Genomic DNA, 18,380 nt, shown 5'->3' on the forward strand with positions numbered 1-18,380 from the left:
TTATTACTAAAAGGACATGATTAAACCTTTGCTATGTCTACTACAGAACCTGTTTTAGAGTCAGCTGCAAATTCAAATTGCTCTAGTTCTCCATTTTTAATTCTAGATATTCCGCCCTTATACACTTCAAAACGGATTGCTTCTTTTTGGAACGGCTCTGGGCTCATATAAATCCAGGACCCATCGATTGGACCTTCTTCTTTAAAGGAGTTCTTTATATTATTAAGCACTAGATCTGCTGGTTTGTTTGGATTTATTTTAGTGGCAGCCTGACTTGCAACAATACCTAATACAACTCCTGTACCTAATCCCATCATATAGTCTCTTAATTTCATTCTAATTCCTCCCTTGTGTTTATTTTAGTTTATCATATAAATGGAATTCGTAAAATTTTTCGTATGTCGAAATTTATTAGTAGTAAACCCTTCAATCTTTTATTACAATAGAGAGGGAATGTATTTAAAGAGTGAATATTAACTTTACGAGGCTTTAGGAGGCTTTAATAATGAATGAAGAAACACGCGCGTTATTTAAAACGTTAACTGAGTTACCAGGAGCGCCAGGAAATGAGCATGCGGTTCGTGCCTTTATGCGAAGTGAACTAACTAAATATTCAGATGAAATTGTACAGGATAATTTAGGTGGGATATTCGGGGTAAAAAAAGGTGATGAAAATGGACCGAAGATTTTAGTTGCTGGTCACATGGACGAGGTAGGATTTATGGTTTCCGGTATTACGGATAACGGTATGATTCGTTTTCAGCCATTGGGAGGCTGGTGGAACCAAGTTTTACTTGCTCAACGTGTAGAAATCATTGCGTATAACCAAGCAATTCCAGGAGTAATAGGCTCCATTCCACCTCATTTGTTGAGTGATGAGGTTCGTAATAGACCAATGGATATTAAAAATATGCTAATTGATGTGGGTGCAGATGACAAAGAGGATGTTAAGCGTATGGGTATCAAGCCTGGCGATCAAATTGTTCCTGTTTGCCCATTCACTCCAATGGCAAATGATAAGAAAATAATGGCGAAGGCTTGGGACAACCGTTATGGCTGTGGTCTGGCAATCGAATTATTAAAAGAAGTTCAAAATGAACAACTACCGAACATGCTATATTCCGGTGCAAACGTAATGGAAGAGGTTGGACTTCGCGGTGCACAAGCTTCGACAAATATGATTAAGCCGGATCTATTCTTTGCTTTAGACGCTAGTCCAGCTAATGATGCTTCTGGCAATAAAAATGAGTTTGGTCAATTAGGGAAAGGTACACTTCTACGTATTTTTGACCGATCTATGATTACTCATCGTGGTATGAGAGAATTTGTATTAGATATGGCTGAAACGAATAACATACCTTATCAGTACTTTATCTCCCAAGGTGGTACAGACGCAGGACGTGTCCATACTTCACTAGAAGGCGTTCCGAGCGCAGTTATTGGTATTTGTTCACGTTATATTCATACATCATCATCTATCATTCATACTGATGACTACGCTGCAGCGAAAGAATTAATCGTGAAGCTAGTTAAGGCGTGTGATCGCACTACTCTAGAAACGATTAAAGCTAATGTATAAAAAAATGCCCTTGTGGCATTTTTTTTTTAGAGTTATGGCCAAGACAGTTTCTGTTTTAAAGAAGGAGAAATGAAATGATGCATAAAATACTGATTGCAACTAATAATAGAGCTAAAACTAAGGCAGTAGAAACAGTAGGGAGATTATATTATCCCAATGCTATTTTTATAAATCAGGACGTGCCCTCTTTAGTGTCCGACCAACCAATGAGTAATGAGGAGACTAGACAAGGTGCTATCAACCGAGCCAAACATGCAATGGATATTTTAGATGGAACATTCAGTATTGGATTAGAGGGTGGAGTACAAGAAATCGATGGAACTATGTACATTTGCAACTGGGGAGCACTAGCAATCAAAACAGGGGAAGTGTTTACTGCTACTGGAGCTGGTGTACCATTACCCGTGGAAATTGCAGAGCAGCTGAGAGCTGGAGGGGAACTAGGTCCTATAATGGACGTCTATACCAACAAGCAGGGGATTCGTCACAACGAAGGAGCTATTGGTGTATTTACTAATGGTATAATAAAAAGAAATGATATGTTTGAGCACATCATGTTATTACTTATAGGTCAATATGAACTCTTTTTAAAGCTAAAGCATGATAAAATAGATTTATATGAATGAAATCCTATCTAGAACAATAAGCTATACTAGTTGCAAGTAAATTAAATCATCGATAAAATATATAGCAGTTATGCTTTGAATGGAGGAACGAAATTGACGAGAAAATGGATGCGAGGAATTCTCGCGTCACTAGTTGTCATTTTATGTGCAGGCTGTGCATCTTTAGATGAACAAGCTGTTAAAGGCCTAGAAAAAGCAGAGAAGGCTTTTACGGAGGATGCTGAAGATCCTAACAAAGAAGTAAATGACATTAAACTATTTTTACCAAGTGGATATTCTGTTGAAGAAGATTCTGATGAAACTAATATTCTACTATCAAAAGGAAAAGACTCTTATATCTTGTTTATAAACCCAAATGAATTGTCTACGAGTAAATTGTATTACGACTTAATGATGTCTAATAAGAATATAAATATTATTAAGGAAGAGACCTTTGAAGCGGACAATCGTTTTGGTTATGCAGCGATTCTGAAGAATAGTGAAGATAGATATGAGTTGGTATCCAGTATAGGTGGAACTAAGTTAACTACGATTTCCAAAGAGAAAGACGTATCAGATAATCTAGAACAGATGATGACGATTGTAAGATCTATTCAAACGAAGTAGGAGGGCTAACATGGAAAATCTAAATTCTATAGAACAATTTAAACAATTGAGAGACAATGAAAGAGTTGTATTTAAATTTACAGCTGACTGGTGTCCTGATTGTCATTTTATTGATCCTTTTATGGGGGAAATCGAAGAACAATTTTCTGAATTTCAATTTATTTCAGTTGATCGGGACAAGTTTATAGATTTATGCGTGGAGTTAGATATTCTAGGTATTCCGAGCTTTGTCGCCTATGACCGTGGTAAAGAGGTAGGTCGTTTTGTAAGCAAGGATCGCAAAACAAGAGAAGAAATTGAATCATTTCTTCAATCTATTTAATAGAAAACGGTTCACATTTGTGAACCGTTTTTACATTTTGTAAATAGGAGTAGTACTTAGTACATAATAGTTGTTTTTATATGCTCCCCAAAGATAGAATGCACATAGGTAGCGAAAGAATTGTGAAAGGAAGGATACTTTGAAAGCTCTTGAGTTAATAAACATATTTAAAACAAAAATTTCAGAAGATAAATATACGTATGATTACAATCGTGAAACAAACAAACTGCGCCTAACGCATAAGGAACTAGGAAAAGGAATAGATCTATCCATTCCTCCGATTTTGGCAAGATATGAGACCAAAAAAGAAAAGGCAATAGATGAGGTAGTTTACACGATATTAGAAACGTTTTTAGCGATGGAAAAGGAGATGGAGGGACTGCTGGACCCGAATTTTGCTGTGTACCCAGTTATTCGTTCAACATCCTTTCCTTTAAAATCAAATGAGGGCAATCGTTTTGTTACGAAGGATCATACAGCAGAAACAAGAATCTATTATGTATTAGATTTAGGTAACACGTATCGTTTAATAGATGAGAAAATGTTATCAGGCTGGGGCTTGCGTGAGACTGAAATACGTGAGAGAGCTCTTTTCCAAGTCAGAAACTTAAAAACAAATTATAAGACAGATGAAGTTGCCGGTAATACTTTTTACTTTTTTAACAATAATGATGGCTATGATGCAAGCAGAATATTGAACGAATCGCTTCTAAAAGATATGAAAAAACAGATTTCTGGAGATATGACTGTTTCTGTACCCCATCAAGATGTTATGATTATTGGTGATATAAGAAATGAGACAGGCTACGATGTATTAGCTCAAATGACTATGCATTTCTTTACAGTAGGAACTGTGCCGATCACCTCATTATCTTTTATATACGAAAAGGGAGATTTAGAGCCTATTTTTATCTTGGCTAAAAATCGAGTAACAAAGGAGAAAGAAGACAAATGAATATTTTTTACAACGCAGCTGGTGTAGGTGACGTTTTGTTAATCCAAATCACGCCTGAAAAAACAGAAAAGGTTACTACTGACATTATTGGAGATGTGACGCTTGTCAAGGACGCGCAAACTTCTGAGATTCTTGCCATTAACATATTTGGCTTCAGTAAATATGCACCTTTAGAAGCAAACGGACAAGTTGATCTAAATGAAGCGCTTGTGGCTAAAATTCAAGAGGTATTGAATACTAATAATGTAAACTACCAATTAGAGGTCGATTTATCTCCTAAGTTTGTAGTTGGTTTAGTCGAATCATTAGAACAACATCCAAACGCCGATAAACTAAAGGTGTGTCAAGTAAACGTGGGCAACGAAACGCTACAAATTGTATGTGGAGCTCCAAACGTGGATGCTGGACAAAAGGTAGTAGTAGCTAAAGTAGGAGCAGTCATGCCGTCTGGTATGGTGATCAAAGATGCAGAGCTTCGTGGCATCGCTTCTAGTGGTATGCTTTGCTCTGCAAGAGAGCTAGCTTTACCGAACGCTCCAGAAGTAAAAGGGATTCTTGTTTTGGAAGATAACAATGAAATAGGAAGTGCCTTTGTATCATAAAAGTAAGAAGAAGTTCTTAAGCATGCCTAATAGGTATGCTTTTTTTCTACTATCTTTTATTTTTTAACAGACGTATACCTTAATTATTGGTAAAATAGAGGTATCGAGTAGAAAGAGTGATGTAAATGAATTGGTTTAAAAAGTTATTTTCTAATAATGAGGAAGAACATATAGAAGAACAGGAAGTAGAGGAGATATCTCCAAGAGAACCACGTACTCCTTTCCGTTTTCCATTAATATCGGACAGCGAAAAAAATGAATTTTTGTACGGGTCAAAGGAAGAAAAGGAAATTATAGAGCCTGAGCCGATAAAGCCTGAGAAGAAAATATATGAAGCACCTCCCATTTATGAGGGATGGCAGCAACGAAAATTACAACCAACTACTAAAAGAGTGGAAAAAGTAATAGTGGACGAGCCTATTATAGAAAAGAAAAAACGGCCTTTCACTCCTACGCAGGTGCCTTCTCCTGTGTACGGCTATAATAAGCCAAAAGGTAATCTTCGTAACAGCTATCAGCAGGAACAAGTTGATAAAGAAGAAGTTACTATTTTAACGAATAAAAAAGTAGAACCAGTTGTTCCTATTTTGAAAGAAGAAAAACCGGAACAATTAGTAACGACTACAGAATTATACGAGCCAAAAGGTGATGTGATCGTAGAGCCAGAAGTTCCTGTTTTAGACGAACTTACATTAAAAGAAGAACCCACGTCAACGAGTATAGAAGTAGAAAGTTATGTACCTACACCAAAAGAAAAAGAGCAAGCGGTGGAAATGGTAACAACATCAGAAGAAATATTGGAGAAGGAAACCGACAATATAGAAGAATATGCTGTTTCTGATTTAGAGCAGCAAGGTAAAAAAGAAGAACTGGAGCCGATGAATAACGAAATAGAAAGCTATGTTCCTACTTTAAAAGAAGAACAAGCGGTGGAACTGATAGCAGCTACAGAAGTATTAGAGAAAGAGGATGCTATTGAAATACTAGATTCTCCTTCATCGGTTATAGAAGTTCCATTAGAGGAAGTGCGAGAACAAGCAGTTGAAGTAGAGGACCTGAAAGAACAGGTATTAGAGGACGAAAATCAGCCACAATATATGGAAGTAGAGAAACTGCAACCACAACAAGAAGACGTTAAAGTCACTGAAACTAAGTCAAAAGAAAAAATTAGACCTTTTAACGTATTGATGCTGAAGTCAGATAAGGAAAAGTTGAATAAACTAGAAAATAAAATAATCCCTCTTTATCAAAGTCCAACATCTAACCGTTCTGTCGTGGAAGAAAAACCAATGGAAGCTCCTACACAGGAAAAAGTAGTCATTGAGGAAACAATTGCTGTTAATCCACCATTAGAGGAGGAACCTCAATCTACGTATGAAAAACCTTCCTTTAGTTACCTGTTACCACCCGAAATTAAGGATGAGGATAAAGAATGGATGGAAAATCAAGCTTTTACATTAGTAGAAGCACTTTCGTACTTTCAAGTAAGTGGAGAGATTGTCCAAATGGTCCAAGGTCCAGCAGTTACACAGTTTGAAATCACAGTTGGACATGGTACGAAGGTTAGTAAAATCCGTAATCTGGCAGATGATTTAAAGCTTGCACTAGCTGCTAAGGATATTCGGATACAAGCTCCTATTCCGGGGAAGCGTTCTATTGGTATTGAAATACCTAATAGAAAATCACGTGCCGTTCGAATATCGGAGGTACTTAATACAGATGTCTTTAAGGAATCAGATTCTCCTTTAGAGTCAGCGCTTGGTTTAGATTTGACTGGTAAACCAGTGACTATTGATTTAAGAAAAATGCCACATGGTTTAATTGCAGGTGCAACAGGATCAGGGAAATCTGTATTTATTAATTCCTTACTTGTAAGCCTCCTTTATAAAGCAACACCTAATGAGCTTCAGTTATTGTTAATTGACCCAAAAATGGTAGAGCTTGCTCCATTTAACCATATTCCTCATTTAGTGAGCCCAGTTATTACAGATGTTAAGGCAGCAACAGCGGCACTTAAATGGGCAGTCGAGGAGATGGAACGACGTTATCAGTTATTTGCTCATATTGGTGTGCGTGACATTAGCAGATATAATACTTTGGCGACTGAAAAAAGACAGTTTGCTCAAAAACTGCCATACCTAGTAATTGTTATAGATGAGTTGGCTGATTTAATGATGATGGCGCCAACAGAAGTAGAGGATGCTATATGCCGTATTGCACAGAAAGCTAGAGCCTGTGGCATACATCTTGTTTTGGCAACTCAACGTCCTTCCGTGGATGTCATTACAGGTCTGATCAAAGCGAATATACCGACTCGAATTGCTTTTTCGGTATCTTCTCAAATTGATTCACGTACTATTTTGGATCAACAGGGTGCCGAACGATTGCTTGGTCGCGGGGATATGCTATATCAAGGAAATGGTATGTCAAGTCCAGTCCGTATTCAAGGTACCTATGTAACGGATGAGGAGATTGAAAGTGTTATTGAATTTGCTAGAAGTCAAGGTACTCCTGAATATATATTTGAGCAGGATGAGTTAATTCAAAAGTCTGAGGTTGCAGCTGAGCAAGATGATTTATTTGAGGAAGCCTGCCGATTTGTTGTAGAACAGGGCACTGCTTCGACGTCCTTGCTTCAAAGAAAATTCCATTTAGGCTATAACCGAGCGGCTAGACTAATCGATGCTATGCATGAGGCTGGATTCATTTCGGAGCAAAGAGGCAGTAAGGCGAGAGAAGTGTTACTGAAAAACGACACTTTAGACCAAATTTTTAGTTAAATATATTTATTAATATTACGTACTAAAAAGTGATATAATGGGGAATACGTCTAATAGACGAACGTTTAGACAATGTATATAAGTGGGAATAATCCCAGGAGGTTTACAACGTATGACAAAGTATCATTTTACAGGGATTAAAGGATCGGGTATGAGCCCGTTGGCACAAATCCTTCATGATGAAGGTCATGAAGTGCAAGGATCAGATATTGAAAAGTACTTTTTTACAGAAAAACCATTACATGAACGCAATATAAATGTGTTGCTTTTTGATGAGAATAACATTTCAGAAGATATGACAATCATCGCTGGGAACGCATTCCCTGATACTCACCCAGAGATCGTCAAAGCGAAGGAATTAGGATTGGAAGTAGTCCGTTATCATAAATTCTTAGGGGAATATATGAACCAGTTTACATCCATAGCTGTCACTGGTGCTCATGGGAAAACATCAACGACAGGGCTTTTGGCGCATGTTTTAAGTGGATATAGTCCAACAGCGTATCTAATTGGTGATGGTACAGGTAAAGGGGTTGAAAACGCCTCTAATTTTGTATTTGAAGCTTGTGAGTATCGCAGACATTTCTTGGCATATAGCCCAGACTATGCGATTATGACCAATATCGATTTTGATCATCCAGATTATTTTAGTGATATTGAAGACGTATTTAACGCTTTTCAGGAGATGGCTATGCAGGTTAAAAAATGTATTATAGCGTGTGGGGATGATGCTCATCTTCAACGTATTAAAGCATCTGTGCCAGTAGTCTACTACGGATTCGGCGAACACAATGATTTTGCTGCTCGTAATATTGAAAAGACGACAGAGGGAACTTCCTTTGATGTATTTGTAAGAAACGAATTCTATCATCGCTTTACCATTCCAATGTACGGGGATCATGTTATTTTAAATACACTATCAGTTATTTCTCTTTGTCATTATGAAGGAGTACCTGCAGAGGTAATTCAGAGTGGCTTGGAGTCATTTGAAGGTGTAAAACGACGTTTCACAGAGACTGTTATAGAAAATCGTGTGATTATTGATGACTATGCTCATCATCCAACAGAAATCGCAGTTACAATTCAAGGAGCTCGTCAAAAGTATCCGGACAGAGAGCTTGTAGTAATATTCCAGCCTCATACGTACACTAGAACACAAAAGTTCTTAAATGAATTTAAGGAAAGCTTAAGCCTGGCTGATGAAGTATACCTATGTGATATATTTGGCTCTGCTAGAGAAAATACTGGTACATTAACGATTGAAACACTAGGTGATCTTATAGAAGGTAGTCATATCCTTCAGGAAGACAACGTGGAGCAATTACTAAATCATGAAAATGCGGTGTATATGTTTATGGGCGCAGGAGATGTCCAAAAATATCAACAAGCATTTGAAAAAAAACTAAATAATTAATAAAAATGCTTAATCTCTTATGTAGATTAAGCATTTTTTAGAGGAGTTTTCAAAAAAAAGTAGTATAGTATATAGAGTAAGAAGTTTAGTTTGATTCTTTTGGGGTAAAAATATTACATAACAAGAAATGGGGAGTGTCCACATGGAAAATCTTTTATACATAGCGGCAATTGTAGCAGCCATTGCTTTTTTAATCTTATGTATAAGCCTGGCGGTAACTTTGTCTTCCGTGAAAAAGACCTTGAACAATGTTGCCGAAACATTGAATGGCTTAGAAACACATTTACAAAATGTGACAAAAGAAACAGCCGAGCTTTTGCATAAAACAAACGAGTTAGCTGAAGATATTCAAGATAAATCTGAAAAGCTAAATACTGTGGTAGATGCAGTTAAGAACGTAGGAGTATCTGTTAATGGCTTCAACAATTCGATTCAACGTCTTTCAACGTCTGTTACGACAGAGGTAGAGAAAAACGAAGAAAAGATTGCTCAGGTTGTTCAGTGGAGCAGTATTTTCTTAGGTATCCGCGACAAATGGAAAGAGCGAAAAGCAATGGAGCAAGCAGGCTTTTATACATTTGAAAAAGATAATGTAAAATAATCTTACTGGAGGAATGGAATATGACAAATTACGAATCAAACAAACCAAATTACAATGATGCAAAATTTAATCAAGAGTACTATGCAAACCAATCTTCGTATGATCGACAAGGACAGCCTAGCTATCCACCAATGCCTTCCTATAACGAGAGTCGTCACAATGTTTATAAGGACGAGGAAGTAAACGGTAAAGACTTTATTATGGGTGTAGTGATCGGTGGTATTATCGGTGCTACAACTGCTCTATTATTAGCACCAAAGACTGGGACTGAGCTTCGTGGTACGTTAAGCACACAAGCAGGTCAGTTGAAGGATAAAACAATGGATCTTTCTTCCACTGCTAAAGAGAAAACAACTCAGCTATCTAAACAGCTACAGGAGCAATCTGGACAGCTTGTAGAAAAAGTGAAAAACATTAAAGGTGCTCCTGCTTCTCCGTTAGATGATGGCACTGCTTCTTCCGAGGGCGAAGAGCCAATGGAATTCATGGAAACCATTTCTAAAACGACAGAAGAGCTAACAGATGAGGAAGAAAATGCGACAGCAGTAGCGGAAGCTATTAAAGAAGCAATTGCAGAAGAAACTACAGATTCTAAAACTAATACAACAAAATAAAGATAGGCCGGAGATGTTTAATCTCATGCCATACAAAAAGTGAAATTGCATATCGCAATTTCACTTTTGTGTTTTTATAGGGATTTAAGCTAACCATAATATTTTCTCTACTAATTAAAGAGTATTTCTAAATGATCCCCACCGAAAATTTCTTCATCAAATCGAGAGGGTTGTCCATTTCTTAAGATTTGAAAAGAGCCGGCATTCTCGGGAAGGGTCCACTCCGAGAATCGAAAAACGTCCTGGAAAATCCAAGGTGTAGTATTTATTTCTTCCCATACAAGTATTGAACCCGTACGCACAACCTCATTTGCATGAATTGTGACTTCACCGATCTTAACAATTGAGCACTCCTTATAAAGTTTTACTTTTTCGTTTTGAAAGGTAATTTCTATTTGAGCATCTAATTTTTTATCTAATGCATTAGCAAGCATTTCTAAAGTCGGAGCTTCACTAGAGCTAATTGTGATTACATCATTGTCCTTTATGGGACTTTCCAGTTTTCCTTTTACTCCGTTAATGAGAAGTGTAGGAGTTAAAGTGGGGATATAATGATTCTTTTCGTTTATAGTTATGGTGTATGGTTTTAACTTATGAATATACATTTCTTTGCCAATAGAATGTAAAAGCTGTTCGACTGTTTGAACAGTCTCTATAGTAATTTTGTCTCTTTCCTTCAATTCAGTGTCAGCGGAAGATGGTACCCCGTTGATAAAAATCCTTGGCTCTACTATATGAGTTTCTCCTTCAAAGCTAAAGGATTGAGCTACTGCCTCATCAAGTAGCTCTCGTACCGTTGCAGTTCCTGGAGTTCCATCCTTACCTTCCATTAACTCTATGATGTCCAAATTTTTAATAATTGTTTTCGTAGTAGCTTCCAAGCCATTCACTTTGACTATTGCAGCCTGACCATGACCACCAGGAATATGGATTGTTTGGTTGTTCAGTTGAATGGATAAGGCCACCCCTGGTCTCCCATAAAGCTTTCTCGTAGAGATATTTGCGGCTAAAAGTGCATCACCCACTGTCATTTCCTTCAGTTCAAATAAACGAACAACCTGCTCGTTCACTTTTACCGACATATACTGAATAGGAGACTTTTTGGCAGCAATAGCAATTCCAATAGGTGTAACTAGCTCAGGAGAGACAGGGATATGTTCTTCCTTCGTTAAATTTTGTATCGCATCAATACCTCTTACAGCAACTCGGTTAGCCGGTAGACTCAAAGCTTGTTCCAGCGAAGTGGTAATGGTAGGTGTTAAGCTACCACCTCCTACAAGCATGACAGCCTTTGGTGAACGATTATTATTTAACCGTAAGATTTCTTTTGATATTTCACTAGCAAGTTCTGTGATCGTTGGTTTTAAGGCTGCAATTACCTCATCTTTTGGTACGTCCTGTTCAAAACCAAGTATGTCCTGAATTTGTATGTATTCATTATTATTAATCGCTCGTTTAGCTTTTTCAGCAAGAGGGAAGTCTAACAAATAATGCTCACTTAATGCTTCCGTGATTTCATCTCCAGCATACGGAACCATGCCGTAAGCAACGACAGTTCCAAAATCAGTTATAGCGATATCTGATGTTCCTGCCCCAATATCCACTAGTGCTACGTTCAGTCGTCGCATAGAAGGGGGGATTAAAACATTAATAGCAGCAATTGGCTCGAGTGTTAATGCTTCCATCTCAAGATTTGCACGCTTTAAAGCTGATATAAGGGACTCTACAACTACTCTAGGTAGGAAGGTAGCAATTACTTCTACTGAAGCCTCATCGCCTTGCTGGTCTACGAGGCTGCCAATTTCATCACCATCTAATCTGTAATAAAGTACACTGTAGCCAACACAATAGTAATGGCTGGATTGTTTATCGATATCAGGATGCACCAAACTATTCTGTGCATGCTGCACTGCAGAGAGTTCCAGCCTGCTCACGTCCTCTTCAGAGAAAATTGGACGATTTTTTATATCCATTTTCACTTCAGCTTGTTCTGTTTTTAGAGCACGTCCTGCAGCGGCCACACTTACCTTCTCTAGAGGACCATGCTTTTCTTCTAGCTTTTCTTTTATAGATTGTATAACTTCAGCAACTTTGAGCACATTATGTATTTGACCATCCAGCATCGCACGATCCTTATGTTCTTCTACGAGGATGTCTACCACATGGAAAGACCCATCTCGTTCCTCTAAAATAATACCTACTACCGAACGGGTTCCAATATCTAATGCAAATAGGGTTGATGACAAGTTCTCACTTCCTTTGTTGGATAAAACACTTTAGCGAGTTGAATCGCTAAAATAAAAAGCGTGACATTCTTAGATTAATTGATTATAATATATTTTATATCTTAAAATGTATCACAATTTTCAGGCGATAGAAAGAGTCGTAGCTGAAACGAAAGGAGAAATATCTATGAATCAAATGGATTTAGAGGCTTTACGAAGCCGAGTTGATGAGGTCAATGTAGAAATTTTACGTTTGATCAATGAAAGAGCTGGAGTAGTACAAGAAATAGGTAGAGTAAAAGAAAAGCAAGGTGTTAATAGATATGATCCTCTTCGTGAAAGACATATGCTAGATCATCTTAAAGAACATAATGATGGTCCTTTACCACAATCTACTGTGGAGCATATTTTTAAAGAAATTTTTAAAACGGCTCTAGAATTACAAGTCGATGATCAGAAAAAAGCGCTTCTTGTTTCTCGTAAAAAGAAATCAGAGGACACTATCGTAACGATTAACGGTGAACAAATTGGTACAGGAGCACCATCATTTGTATTTGGTCCATGTGCTGTAGAATCATATACACAGGTTGCAGAGGTTGCTGCTGCAATCCAATCTAAAGGTCTAAAGCTAATTCGCGGTGGAGCATACAAACCACGTACATCTCCTTACGACTTCCAAGGGCTTGGATTAGAAGGATTAAAGATCTTAAAACAAATTTCTGAAGAATTTGGTTTAGCGGTTGTTTCTGAAATTGTGACTCCAAGTCATTTAGATGAGGCACTTGACTATGTAGATGTCGTACAGGTCGGAGCACGTAATATGCAAAACTTTGAGCTATTAAAGGCAGTTGGACAAATTAATAAGCCAATCCTTTTAAAACGAGGAATTGCAGCTACGTTAGATGAGTTTATCCATGCTGCAGAATATATTATGTCACAAGGAAACGATCAAATCATCCTATGTGAACGTGGTATCCGCACATATGAAAGAGCTACTAGAAACACCTTAGATATCTCAGCAGTGCCAATCTTAAAACAAGAAACGCACTTGCCAGTATTTGTAGATGTAACACATTCCACTGGACGTCGTGATATTCTTTTACCAGCCGCTAAAGCAGCAATTGCCATTGGTGCAGACGGGGTAATGGCTGAAGTACATCCAGATCCAGCGGTAGCATTATCTGATGCTGCTCAACAGATGAACTTAAAACAATTTGATGAGTTTTACGATTCCATCCAAAAATTCATGAAAAATCATGAGATTCACGCATAAATTGACACAAAACCGACTCTAAATTAGAGTCGGTTTTATTATATAATTGAAAGTTATTAAGGATATAAAGTATTATTTACATATATACTATAAATTAGATAAGTAAAGGAGGGAATACAATGACTATCACTATTTATGATGTAGCCAGAGAAGCAAACGTATCGATGGCCACTGTTTCCCGTGTAGTTAATGGCAATCAAAACGTAAAACCAGCAACTCGACAAAAGGTGTTGGCTGTGATTGAACGATTAGATTACCGACCAAACGCAGTGGCAAGAGGCTTGGCAAGTAAAAAAACAAAAACGGTAGGGGTTATTATTCCTGATATATCAAACGTGTTCTATGCCGAGCTTGTTCGAGGGATAGAGGATATTGCTACGATGTATCGCTATAATATTATCTTAACCAATTCAGATCAACAGGAAGAAAAAGAAGTTCAGTTATTGACGACCCTCTTAAGTAAACAGGTAGATGGTGTCGTTATGATGAGTGACTATATTTCAGAGGAAATGCTACATGAGATGAACCGTTCCAATGTGCCAGTTGTTTTGGCAGGCACCGTGGAGCATTCTAATTCTTTCCCTTCTGTAAATATAGAGTATCGTGAGGCAGCTATCGATGCAGTAAATCGACTAATCCAAAATGGACACAATAGGATCGCTTTTATATCGGGTTCCATTTCTTCTCCTATTAATCGTGACTTTAAGCTAGCAGGCTATGAAGAGGCGTTAGAAAATGCAGGTATCGATGTAGATGAGGATTTAATAGTAGGTGTCGATAACACGTATGACGATGGTTTAATAGCGTGGGAGCAACTAAGAAAATTAGAGAGTCCACCAACAGCATTTTTTGCTGGAAGTGACGAACTCGCAATCGGGCTTATTCACGGAGCGCAGGATAGTGGGTTAAATGTTCCTAATGATATCGAAATTATTAGCTTTGAGAATTCTAAGCTTGCTCGAATGGTTCGTCCACAACTAACTAGCGTTGTGCTTCCTTTGTATGATATAGGAGCAGTTTCTATGAGACTCCTTACGAAGTTTATGAATAAGGAAAAAATCGAGGAACAAAATGTAGTGCTTCCTTATCGGATTGAAGAAAGAAAAACAGTAAAATAAATATAAGGAGGAAGAGTCATGAATTTCATGGCTCTTTTTTTGTGGGAAAAAATAGGTTGTTTTTTTGAAAAGTGATACACTAAAGGTAAAATAATACTAGTTTAGGATAATATATTTCAAGTTAAAAGCTTTGTTAAAGGAAGATCAGTTATATACGGACTGTTTTGCAAAAAGGAATAATATTTTTTGTATTAATCTTAATAATTCAGAGAAATGAGGTATTAGTAAATGAGTATTAAAGAAATAACGATAGAAAATAGAGAAAAGGTTGTTTCATTTTTTAAGGAAAATTGGGGAAGTACTGAGATGGTAGTTTCAACAGGTGTCTATCTATGTGATCAATTGGATGGCTTCATTTTCGAGGACAATAATCAGATTGTTGGTTTAGTTACCTATGTTTTGAAAGATAATGAAATTGAGGTTATTTCATTAGATAGTCTCCAAGAAGGAAAGGGCATTGGCTCTTCATTAATGGAAAAGGTCGAATACATAGCAATGCAAAAGAAGCTACATGTAGTAAGTCTAGTAACGACAAATGATAATTTGAACGCTTTGAGATTTTACCAAAAAAGAAATTATAGAATTACATCTATTATTCCTAATGGTGTAAACAAGGCACGAAATTTAAAACCTTCCATACCTTTAATTGGACATGATGGGATCCCATTGAATGATGAGTTAGTATTAAAGAAAATATTGTAGTACATAAAAATTGGCTTTTTGGACTATTCCAGCCCAATCATGGTCTGGATAATCCTCAATTATAGTGCCAGCTCTGTCAAAGAATGCAACTCTAAATTTCTATGCCCCTTACAGGTTGATACTAATTAAACTAAACTAAACTAAACTACACCCTTAGTTGAAAAACAATATACTTATTTATTTCTTATAAAAAATATATCGATTTGTGAATTTTTTATTGTTATAGAAAATTAATATTATTGGAATCAGACTAAGAGAGAGAAAGATTGTTAAAAAAAGTAGTGTTGGTATATTTAATGTATTTTCAATCATTCCCATACAAATCATAATCGTACCTAATAATAAAAATGGAAAAACCAAACCTCTTTGATAGGATTGGAATTTTTCGTCACCTAAAAAAGTCCTTATATCCTCCCCTATGAAATAGTCACTTTTCTTTAGATGACTTATCCCTTGAATTATCATAAAAATCCCCCAAGCTATACTACCAAACGACAAAATACCCTCCCCCTTATTGGTAATATATAACAATCCTTTGTCTGATTCAACTAAACGGTTGCATTAGTTTAAGTGTAACATTTCACAATGAAAATCTGGGATCACCTTGATATTTATGATATAAAAATAAACAACCGAAATGATGGCCATATTTTGATAAAGGACGCGTTAGTTGAAGAACAAATATTTTAGTTGGATAGTTATACATCTGATTTTTGATTATTACTTTTAGATTTTATAAACTTAATAATGATTAGAATTATAACTAAAACCATAAGAAACTGACCTAAAAGAAGCAGCCCTGTTCCTAAGGGATAGTTGATTGCATATTCATTTTGATATTCCAAAAGTTCTTTATTACTTATAAGATCGATATCTTGTAAAGGGATAAGGATGGTTTGTAATATAAATCCAATTACTATTAAACAAATTGATATAAAGCTTATGCTAAAAAGTGTTATCTTATTGAACATAAATACCATAATATCACTCCATTTTTTTGTTACTTCTTACACAGACGTTTTCACATAATAAAAGTTGTACGATATAATGCAGTCGTGAAAATCCAAGTAGTCAAAAAAATGGTTAGTGGTTTTACACTTCCAAGTCTTCATATTATTGGACTCCTTAAATAAAAAATCATTAATAAATATAATATGGTATTATTTAGGTAAAAAGGAGTTGGTTCAGATAGGGATTATAATTCTTTTAATATTCTTCATTGTCTTGGGTATTACAAACTTGATGGCATTCAAAATTGCTGGAAAAAATAAAAGGAAAAGAATCTGGGCGGGAATAATTGTCTTACTTTTAACGCCTTTCGTTTTTTTTGTTACATATGCAAGTGTGAGTCCCTTTGACCCTGGTGGGTTTGCAACTGGGATGCTTATGGTATTTTTTAGTTTTTTGTTTGTACTTAATGGTACGATTATCATAGTAATCGGGATATTTACGCAGAGGTCTAGAAACATCTAAGTTGGGCAATGTATGCGAAGATGATCAGGTAAGATGCTCTTATTTGCTTGGGTGCAAAAGAGTGATAGTAAAAGTCTTTGTTTTTAAAATTTATTTCCTCTATCACTAAACCAATAGAAAGCACCTACGATAAAACAGAAAACAAAGAATAACAAACCAATAAACATTAAAATGGTAAAACCCAAATGTATACCTCTTTTCTCGGTAATCTTTAATAGTATTAGCTATGAATCTTACGAAATTATATTTAACACAGTAGTTAAAAATTACTTTTTCTTACAGCTTATTATAATTTAATCTCTATAAATTAGAAATCTATTATGTTTAAGATGAAATGAATGTTAGAAATAAGCGTATGTCAAAAATATAAAGTGGGGGAGGAGCAATATCATGAATATGGAAATGGTAATGCAGGAGCTTGAAGCGTTAGGAAAGGAACGAACTAAAAAAATATACCTTTCTAACGGTGCCCGGGAACCGCTTTTTGGGGTAGCAACAGGAGCAATGAAGCCAATTGCAAAGAAGATTAAAATTAATCAGCAGTTAGCGGAGGAGCTTTATGCGACAGGCAATTACGATGCGATGTACTTCGCAGGAATTATTGCAGATCCTAAAGCGATGAAGGTGTCTGATTTTGAGCGTTGGATAAAGGGGGCATATTTTTATATGCTGTCTGATTACGTTGTAGCCGTTACATTGTCCGAGTCTGATCTTGCACAAGACGTTGCCGATCAATGGATTGCAAGTGATGAAGAGTTAACAAGGTCAGCTGGTTGGAGCTGCTATTGTTGGCTATTAGGAAATAGAAAAGATGAGGAATTTTCTAAGAGTAAGATATCTAATATGTTGGATATTGTGAGTAAAAGCATACATGATTCGCCCGAGCGAGTTAAATCCTCTATGAATAATTTTATTTACACCGTGGGGGTTTCCTATTTGCCGCTTCATGAAAAGGCTATAGAAACTGCTAAATCAATAGGAACAATAGAAATAAATCAGCATAAGAAAAAAAGTAGCCTTCTAGATGCATATAGCAATATACAAAAAGAAATAGATAGGGATAGACTTGGTTTTAAAAGAAAATATGTAAGATGCTAATTTTAAAAAGCTTTGTTAAAGTGATTGGTTGATTTTGACTAAAAGTTTCTTTCTTATAGGGACTGTAAACATTAAAAAAGGACATTTCAAATTGTTAAGTAGATTATGAAATATGGTTGGAATCAGTTTTTCAGCTTTGTTTATGCAATAAATAGAGTTTTATCGACGAATGAAGGCATTTCCATTTATTGATTGGAGCACAAGACGGCGACTCCAGCGGGATGAGTGAGACAGATAAGACATAACAACCACGCGCGCTAGCGATGGGTGATGGCTTATCGCTCACCCCGCGGAAAGCGTCCGGCTAGCGCGGAAATCAATTCTACTTTCTGATTAAAAATTTATTTGATTATAGACCAACCCTATCCTTTAACATAGCCTTTTTAAAAACA

General features: G+C 36.4%; 17 protein-coding genes. 14 read left to right on the forward strand and 3 right to left on the reverse strand.

Annotation, left to right across the window (positions count from 1 at the left end; all coding sequences use genetic code 11):
* Window positions 1-20 precede the first annotated feature (20 nt).
* Window positions 21-335 carry a hypothetical protein gene (locus Q0371_RS03410; protein WP_251556320.1) on the reverse strand — a complete coding sequence of 105 codons (315 nt, stop codon included), beginning with the start codon at window positions 333-335 and terminating at the stop codon, window positions 21-23.
* A 170-nt stretch (window positions 336-505) separates the two neighbouring features.
* Here Q0371_RS03410 and Q0371_RS03415 point away from each other — a divergent pair, with 170 nt between their 5' ends.
* From Q0371_RS03415 to Q0371_RS03460, 10 genes are all read left to right on the forward strand, one after another.
* Complete coding sequence (locus Q0371_RS03415; RefSeq protein WP_169360018.1) at window positions 506-1,579, forward strand: M42 family metallopeptidase; 1,074 nt, start codon at window positions 506-508, stop codon at window positions 1,577-1,579.
* Window positions 1,580-1,653: 74 nt separating this feature from the next.
* Window positions 1,654-2,205, forward strand: coding sequence for a DUF84 family protein (locus Q0371_RS03420; protein WP_342567885.1), 552 nt, complete (start codon window positions 1,654-1,656; stop codon window positions 2,203-2,205).
* Between the two features lie 93 nt (window positions 2,206-2,298).
* A complete protein-coding gene (locus tag Q0371_RS03425) occupies window positions 2,299-2,811 on the forward strand; it encodes a hypothetical protein (protein ID WP_240949727.1) in 513 nt (170 codons plus the stop codon).
* A 10-nt stretch (window positions 2,812-2,821) separates the two neighbouring features.
* Window positions 2,822-3,133 (forward strand): thioredoxin family protein, encoded by a 312-nt coding sequence (locus Q0371_RS03430; RefSeq protein ID WP_169360019.1) that lies wholly within the window; start codon window positions 2,822-2,824, stop codon window positions 3,131-3,133.
* 139 nt (window positions 3,134-3,272) lie between these two features.
* Window positions 3,273-4,088 carry a DUF1444 family protein gene (locus tag Q0371_RS03435; protein ID WP_169360020.1) on the forward strand — a complete coding sequence of 272 codons (816 nt, stop codon included), beginning with the start codon at window positions 3,273-3,275 and terminating at the stop codon, window positions 4,086-4,088.
* Complete coding sequence (gene ytpR / locus Q0371_RS03440; RefSeq protein ID WP_169360021.1) at window positions 4,085-4,690, forward strand: YtpR family tRNA-binding protein; 606 nt, start codon at window positions 4,085-4,087, stop codon at window positions 4,688-4,690. The genes Q0371_RS03435 and ytpR overlap by 4 nt, the downstream gene beginning before the upstream one ends.
* A gap of 125 nt (window positions 4,691-4,815) precedes the next feature.
* A complete protein-coding gene (locus Q0371_RS03445) occupies window positions 4,816-7,470 on the forward strand; it encodes a DNA translocase FtsK (protein ID WP_298468291.1) in 2,655 nt (884 codons plus the stop codon).
* Window positions 7,471-7,582: 112 nt separating this feature from the next.
* Entirely contained in the window at window positions 7,583-8,884 is a 1,302-nt protein-coding gene (murC, locus tag Q0371_RS03450; protein WP_298468294.1) for a UDP-N-acetylmuramate--L-alanine ligase, read from the forward strand.
* Window positions 8,885-9,026: 142 nt separating this feature from the next.
* Entirely contained in the window at window positions 9,027-9,485 is a 459-nt protein-coding gene (locus Q0371_RS03455) for a DUF948 domain-containing protein (protein ID WP_298468297.1), read from the forward strand.
* Window positions 9,486-9,505: 20 nt separating this feature from the next.
* On the forward strand, window positions 9,506-10,099 hold the full coding sequence (locus Q0371_RS03460; protein WP_298468300.1) for a YtxH domain-containing protein: 594 nt from the start codon (window positions 9,506-9,508) through the stop codon (window positions 10,097-10,099).
* Window positions 10,100-10,209: 110 nt separating this feature from the next.
* Here the strand turns inward: Q0371_RS03460 and pilM are convergent, their stop codons facing one another.
* The gene (gene pilM / locus Q0371_RS03465; protein WP_298468303.1) at window positions 10,210-12,345 is read right to left on the reverse strand and encodes a pilus assembly protein PilM; all 2,136 of its coding nucleotides are present in this window, start codon (window positions 12,343-12,345) and stop codon (window positions 10,210-10,212) included.
* Between the two features lie 166 nt (window positions 12,346-12,511).
* On the opposite strand from pilM, the gene Q0371_RS03470 reads away from it, so the two are divergent.
* From Q0371_RS03470 to Q0371_RS03480, 3 genes are all read left to right on the forward strand, one after another.
* Entirely contained in the window at window positions 12,512-13,597 is a 1,086-nt protein-coding gene (locus tag Q0371_RS03470; protein WP_169360027.1) for a bifunctional 3-deoxy-7-phosphoheptulonate synthase/chorismate mutase, read from the forward strand.
* Between the two features lie 119 nt (window positions 13,598-13,716).
* A complete protein-coding gene (gene ccpA / locus Q0371_RS03475; RefSeq protein ID WP_298468306.1) occupies window positions 13,717-14,715 on the forward strand; it encodes a catabolite control protein A in 999 nt (332 codons plus the stop codon).
* A 228-nt stretch (window positions 14,716-14,943) separates the two neighbouring features.
* Window positions 14,944-15,417 carry a GNAT family N-acetyltransferase gene (locus Q0371_RS03480; RefSeq protein ID WP_298468309.1) on the forward strand — a complete coding sequence of 158 codons (474 nt, stop codon included), beginning with the start codon at window positions 14,944-14,946 and terminating at the stop codon, window positions 15,415-15,417.
* Window positions 15,418-15,594: 177 nt separating this feature from the next.
* On the opposite strand, the gene Q0371_RS03485 is transcribed toward Q0371_RS03480, so the two are convergent.
* A complete protein-coding gene (locus Q0371_RS03485; RefSeq protein WP_298468312.1) occupies window positions 15,595-15,915 on the reverse strand; it encodes a hypothetical protein in 321 nt (106 codons plus the stop codon).
* Window positions 15,916-17,280: 1,365 nt separating this feature from the next.
* Here Q0371_RS03485 and Q0371_RS03490 point away from each other — a divergent pair.
* Window positions 17,281-17,988, forward strand: a complete 708-nt coding sequence (locus tag Q0371_RS03490) for a DNA alkylation repair protein (protein WP_298468315.1) — start codon at window positions 17,281-17,283, stop codon at window positions 17,986-17,988.
* Window positions 17,989-18,380: the final 392 nt, after the last annotated feature.

Source organism: uncultured Psychrobacillus sp., from assembly GCF_938022135.1.
In the GTDB taxonomy this organism is placed as follows: Bacteria; Bacillota; Bacilli; order Bacillales_A; family Planococcaceae; genus Psychrobacillus.